Origin of the sequence: Protofrankia sp. CiP3 (genome assembly GCF_917627345.1) — a bacterium.
In the GTDB taxonomy this organism is placed as follows: Bacteria; Actinomycetota; Actinomycetes; order Frankiales; family Frankiaceae; genus Protofrankia.
The window spans coordinates 7,008-11,807 of record NZ_CAKJTM010000124.1 but is presented as its reverse complement, the minus strand read 5'-3'; the positions used below and the strand labels follow the sequence as shown (position 1 = coordinate 11,807).

Sequence of the window (4,800 nt, the reverse complement as noted above, 5' to 3'; positions counted from 1 at the left end):
TCACCACCGCGGCCTTGTGGACCTTCCGGTCGGGGGCAGACCGGTGGTGATCGAGCTGACCGTGCTGCGGCTGGTCTGCAGCACCCTGGACTGCCCGCGGCAGACCGTCCGCGAGCAGGTGCCCGGGCTGGCGGAACGCTATGCCCGCCGTACCCCGGCGCTGGGTGCGCTGATCGCGTGGGCGGGGATGGTGCTGGCCGGCCGCGCGGGGGCGGGACCGCTGGGCAGGCTCGCCGTGGCCGTCTCACCGACGACCGTGCTGCGCCTGCTCATGGCGCTGCCGGTTCCCGCCGGGCCGGTCCCGGAGGTGCTCGGCATGGACGACGTCGCGCTGCGGCGAGGCCGCCGGTGACCTGGTCGCGAGCTGCCCGCGGATGACCGTCCTGGCCGCCCGGGTACGCGCGTTCGCCACCCCGCTCACCGAGCGCCGCAGCGCTGACCAGACTGAAACTTCTGGCGCGGTTGCAGGCATTCGCTGCCTGCGGGGACCCCGAGGTCCGCAGGGATGCGCGCGAGCGGATGGCGTGGATGTGGGTGGTGATGGCCGAGCGCACCGTGTTGCCCCCGGTGGCAGTGAAGACTGTTGTCCTGGCCTACGGCATGTTGCTCACTGTCGCGGCCGTCCTGGAGATCGACGATGTTGATGCGGAACGGGCGCACGGCATCCGCACCCGCATCCACGCCGGGCTGTTCGAGCACCTGATCGAGGAGAACAACCAGTGAGCTCTTCCGCGGCACCAGCAGAGGCCGACCAGACGACCGGTGCCAGCCGGGACACCACACTGGTAGCGGCTCTGGTGTTCATCGCGCTGGTCGTCGCCGCCATCGGCAGTCTCGGCGCGCCGCTGATCACCTCGGTGGCCCAGCACTACCAAGTGTCGCTGTCCGCCGCGCAGTGGACCCTGACCATCACGCTGTTGACCGGGGCGATGGCTACCCCACTACTGGGCCGGCTGGGGTCGGCCGCGCGACGGCGCAAGGTAGTACTGGCCACGCTCGCCATCGTGACGATCGGGAGCGTGGCCTCGGTGGTACCCGGCCCGTTCGCGGTGTTGCTGATCGGTCGGGCTGCGCAGGGGGTCGGTTTAGGTCTGACCGCGTTGATGATGGCCACCGCCCGTCAACACCTCCGTGAGCGTGCCGCGAGCACGATCGCGATGCTGTCAGTGGCGTCCACGGTCGGTATCGGGGTTGGCTACCCGATCGCGGGATTGCTGGCGCAGGCGGGTGGCGTGCGCGCCGCTTATCTGCTCGGTGTCATCGTCGCTGCGGCGGCGCTGGTGACGGCGATCGTCGCCCTTCCCCACGATGGTGCCGACGCGCCACACGAGGAGAGAGTGGACTGGCTCGGTGCATCTCTGCTTTCGCTCGGACTGGTGGCCGTGCTGTTCGTAACCAGCCAATTCAGCCTGTGGATGAGTAACCCGATCCTGCCCGGACTAATCATGGTCGTCGGTCTCGTCGTCCTGGCCGGCTGGGTGGCCGTCGAGCGGAAAGTGTCACGGCCGCTGGTCGACTTGGGGGCGTTGCGGCATCCGGCGGTGGCTGGCGCGAACCTAGTCATGGGCGTGTCCGGCATCAGCATGTACATGCTGTTCACTCTGGTCACTCGCTACGTGCAGACCCCATCGCAGGTCGGTTACGGTTACGGGCTCACCGAGGTCGAAGCCGGACTGGTGCTCGTGCCATTTTCGGTCATGGGCTTCGTTGCCGGCCGCCTGGTCCCGCAACTGCGACAGCGGGTGGGCCCGTTCGTACTGCTGACGGCCAGTGGTGTCGTGATCGTAGCCGCCTGCGTCCTGTTCACCACGACCCGGACGGTGGGTGTGCTCTGGCCCGTCGTGGCCATTGGTGTCCTGGGTTTCGCCGTCGGCGGGTTTTCCGCCGTGATGCCCCAGGTGATCCTCGCTGTCACCCCGTCCGAGGAAACCGCTGCCGCGATGAGTGTTAATCAGGTAATCCGCTCAGTCGGGTTTTCCAGTGGCAGTGCGCTCAGCGGCCTGGTGCTCGCCGCCTACACCCCGTCCGGGAACTTCGTTCCCGCCGACTCGGGCTACACCGCCGCCGCCTGGACGGCCGCTGCCCTGTCCGTTGTCAGCATTGTCCTAGCCGCAGTCATCGACTCGGCCCGACGGCACCAAACCTATACGGCGCAGCTCTCCTGAATTAATTCTTGGAGCATTCTCTTGCGTTCGGAAGATTATCTGAAAACCATTTATTCAAGGTGGTCGCTCGAAAAAAGAACAGGCCGATCGCCACCGCCTGCGCGAAGCTCCTCGAGGAGGCAGAAAGCTCTCTCATAACCTCACCCCTCGTGATCGCGGAGGCGGCCTACCTCATCATCCGATGGCCATTCCGGGGGCCGGGTAGAGATCTTGTCCGACGATCAGTATCCGCACTTCGTCGAAGGGCTGTTGGAAGGCTCGTAGGACGTTTGGGCCGGCGGGAAGGTGGGTGCGTCCGGCCGCGATCTCCGCGCGTAGGAAGTCCCCATGGCTGTGATCTGCTCGGCCGCTGGCTCCAGGGCCCGTGCCCAGCCTGGCCCGACGAGTTCCCGCAATGGTTGCGCTGGCATGGCTGATCACCCTACCGGGCGGCGCCGACACCCCGAGTCGACGAGTGGGCCTGGCCCGCTCCCGGCACGGACCAGGTCGGTGTCGTCGTCGCCGCGCAGGTCCCAGGCCACGACCCGGCCCACCCATCGGGGTTTGCGGATCGCCTCGATTAACCACCGGCCTTATCGATCATCTCACCGGCCATCACTCAACCTCCACCCGCGCCACGTCAGCTCCACGTGTGGCGCCCCACGCGCGCCGGCAGGGGACGTGGCCTCGACCGCGGCCCAACTTTGACCAGCCTGCATTTTGCATGCATAATGCAGGCATGACTATTACAGTCACCGTACGCGACGTACCGGAAGACGTGCGAGACACTCTCGCGCAGTACGCCCGTCAACAAGGCCAGTCACTGCAGGCCTTCCTGCTCGCGGTACTCACCCGACAGTCCCGGTATGCCCGTAACCAGCAGGTCCTCGCCGCGGTGGAAGACGAACTCGCAGCGAGCGGCGGCGCCGGGCCGGATGCTCCAGCCGCCGCCGACGTGCTGGCCGCCGCTCGCGCCACGCGCGTGGATACGGCCTCGGCAGACCCGGCAGGAGCGCGCGGTTCCGGATGATCGTCGTGGACGCCTCCGTGCTGGCCAACGCTCTCGTGTACGCCGATGAGCGCGGGCTGCGCGCACGTTCGATGCTGAGCGCCGACCCCGAATGGGCGGCTCCCGAGCACTGGAAGATCGAGCTGTTCTCGGTCATGCGCGGGCTCGCTCTCGGAGGCACGATCAGCGATGACCAGGCGCACGCCGCGATCCACCGCATTCCCCACCTCGGCGTCGACCCCGTTCCCGTCGAAGCGCTCCTGCCCCGCATGTGGCAGCTCCGTGCCGGCATCAGCGGATACGACGCCGCCTACGTCGCGCTAGCGGAATCCCGGGCCATCACGCTCGTCACCTCCGACGCCCGGCTCGCCCGCACCGCCACCCGCTACTGCACCATCCGCCTCGTCGCATAGACGCCTGCCTCAACGCCGTAGCACGCGATCCGATCCGGGCTGGGCGAAGCGGGACTTCCGGGCCGCCAGACAGCGGATCTCACCCAGACCAAGCTCGCCCGGCAGCTCGGGGCCGGCCAGGCACCCGCCGTTCGGATGATCATCCGGGTCAAGGTGTTGAGTGAGTGGCCAGTCCACGACGCCGCGTCCCCTATTGCCAGTCGCTCTAAGGTTGCACATGATTTATGCTTAGTTTATGAGCTTCAAGCGGATCACTATCAGCGTCCCGGAGGACATCGCGGCGAAAGCGCAGCGAGCCGCCGACTCCGGCCAGGTGGAGTCGGTCTCGGCCTACTTTGCCGGGCTTGCCGCTGCCGAGCCCGACTGGGCGCAGGCGCAGGCGATCCTGAGCCAGATGATCGCAGATGCCGGCGGACTGGACGACGCCGCGCACGACTGGGCGCGCTCGGCGCTGGAGGCCGACGATGGTGATGTGGCTGGGGCCGCGTGAGAACGGTCGTCTTCGACGCGGGCGCGCTCATCGCGCTTGAGCGTCGTGACGCCCGCATGCTCGCGCTGGCCACGGACCTGGTGGCCGCAAGGGTCGCGGCGCACCTACCGGCGGGAGTCCTCGCCCAGGTCTGGCGTGGCTCACCACGTCAGCATGCCGTCATGAAACTGGTGCGGACGGGCGCGTTACGGGTCGAGGCCTTGTCGGAGGAGATCGCTGTCCGGGTCGGACTGCTGCTGGCGGCATCAGGAACGAGTGATGTCGTCGACGCTCATGTCGCGTTGCTGGCGCGGAAGCTCCGTGCCACGGTCGTCACGTCAGATCCGCATGATCTGCATAAATTGGACTCCACACTCGGCCTCGTCGTGATCTGATCCGAAAGTGGCCTGACGATGAAGTTCGCGTTCTACGGCCGGGTATCGACCGAGGAGCAGCAGGACCCGGAGTCCTCCCGAGCGTGGCAGCTCACCCGCGCCCGTGCCCTGGCCGACACCCACTGCAAGATCACTATCGCGTATTTCGACATCGGCCAATCCCGCCCGATCCCCTGGAAACACCGCCCCCAAGCGGCTCTCCTGCTCGCCGCGCTCCGCGACCCCAGTCGCGGCTTCGACGCGGCCACTTTCACCGCCGCTGGTGGTCTCAACCGGTCAGTGCACCACCCGCATCGTGCTGGGATCCACGGGGTTCTGGCACGATGCGGACGCCCGAATGATGCACTGACCGTTGGAGACCGCCCAGAAT

6 protein-coding genes and 3 pseudogenes are annotated in these 4,800 nt (G+C 67.4%); 8 read left to right on the top strand and 1 reads right to left on the bottom strand.

The annotated features are described in order from the left end of the window. From MJ797_RS23615 to MJ797_RS23605, 3 genes and pseudogenes are all read left to right on the top strand, one after another. Positions 1–352 (top strand): annotated as a pseudogene (locus tag MJ797_RS23615) (ISL3 family transposase); the annotation flags it as partial. Positions 353–528: 176 nt separating this feature from the next. Then, complete coding sequence (locus MJ797_RS23610) at positions 529–723, top strand: hypothetical protein (protein WP_239341348.1); 195 nt, start codon at positions 529–531, stop codon at positions 721–723. Then, on the top strand, positions 720–2,165 hold the full coding sequence (locus tag MJ797_RS23605; protein ID WP_239341346.1) for an MFS transporter: 1,446 nt from the start codon (positions 720–722) through the stop codon (positions 2,163–2,165). The genes MJ797_RS23610 and MJ797_RS23605 overlap by 4 nt, the downstream gene beginning before the upstream one ends. 177 nt (positions 2,166–2,342) lie before the next feature. Here MJ797_RS23605 and MJ797_RS27620 read toward each other — a convergent pair. After that, positions 2,343–2,575, bottom strand: a pseudogene (locus MJ797_RS27620) (uracil-DNA glycosylase); the annotation flags it as partial. 308 nt (positions 2,576–2,883) lie between these two features. Here MJ797_RS27620 and MJ797_RS23600 point away from each other — a divergent pair. The 5 genes and pseudogenes from MJ797_RS23600 to MJ797_RS23580 form a co-directional block, all read left to right on the top strand. Beyond that, positions 2,884–3,174 (top strand): hypothetical protein, encoded by a 291-nt coding sequence (locus MJ797_RS23600; protein ID WP_239341344.1) that lies wholly within the window; start codon positions 2,884–2,886, stop codon positions 3,172–3,174. Next, positions 3,171–3,566: a type II toxin-antitoxin system VapC family toxin gene (locus MJ797_RS23595; RefSeq protein ID WP_239341342.1), complete on the top strand. Its 396-nt coding sequence runs from the start codon at positions 3,171–3,173 to the stop codon at positions 3,564–3,566. Before MJ797_RS23600 ends, MJ797_RS23595 begins: the two co-directional genes overlap by 4 nt. Before the next feature lie 235 nt (positions 3,567–3,801). Beyond that, complete coding sequence (locus MJ797_RS23590; protein ID WP_239341340.1) at positions 3,802–4,056, top strand: hypothetical protein; 255 nt, start codon at positions 3,802–3,804, stop codon at positions 4,054–4,056. Then, entirely contained in the window at positions 4,053–4,430 is a 378-nt protein-coding gene (locus MJ797_RS23585) for a PIN domain-containing protein (protein ID WP_239341338.1), read from the top strand. Before MJ797_RS23590 ends, MJ797_RS23585 begins: the two co-directional genes overlap by 4 nt. A gap of 18 nt (positions 4,431–4,448) precedes the next feature. Further along, positions 4,449–4,800: pseudogene (locus tag MJ797_RS23580) on the top strand (recombinase family protein); the annotation flags it as partial.

Bases quoted from the DNA above. Each gene is read 5' to 3' on its own strand.
- MJ797_RS23610 (WP_239341348.1), top strand. From the start codon at position 529: ATGTGGGTGGTGATGGCCGAGCGCACCGTGTTGCCCCCGGTGGCAGTG.
- MJ797_RS23600 (WP_239341344.1), top strand. From the start codon at position 2,884: ATGACTATTACAGTCACCGTACGCGACGTACCGGAAGACGTGCGAGAC.
- MJ797_RS23595 (WP_239341342.1), top strand. From the start codon at position 3,171: ATGATCGTCGTGGACGCCTCCGTGCTGGCCAACGCTCTCGTGTACGCC.
- MJ797_RS23590 (WP_239341340.1), top strand. From the start codon at position 3,802: ATGAGCTTCAAGCGGATCACTATCAGCGTCCCGGAGGACATCGCGGCG.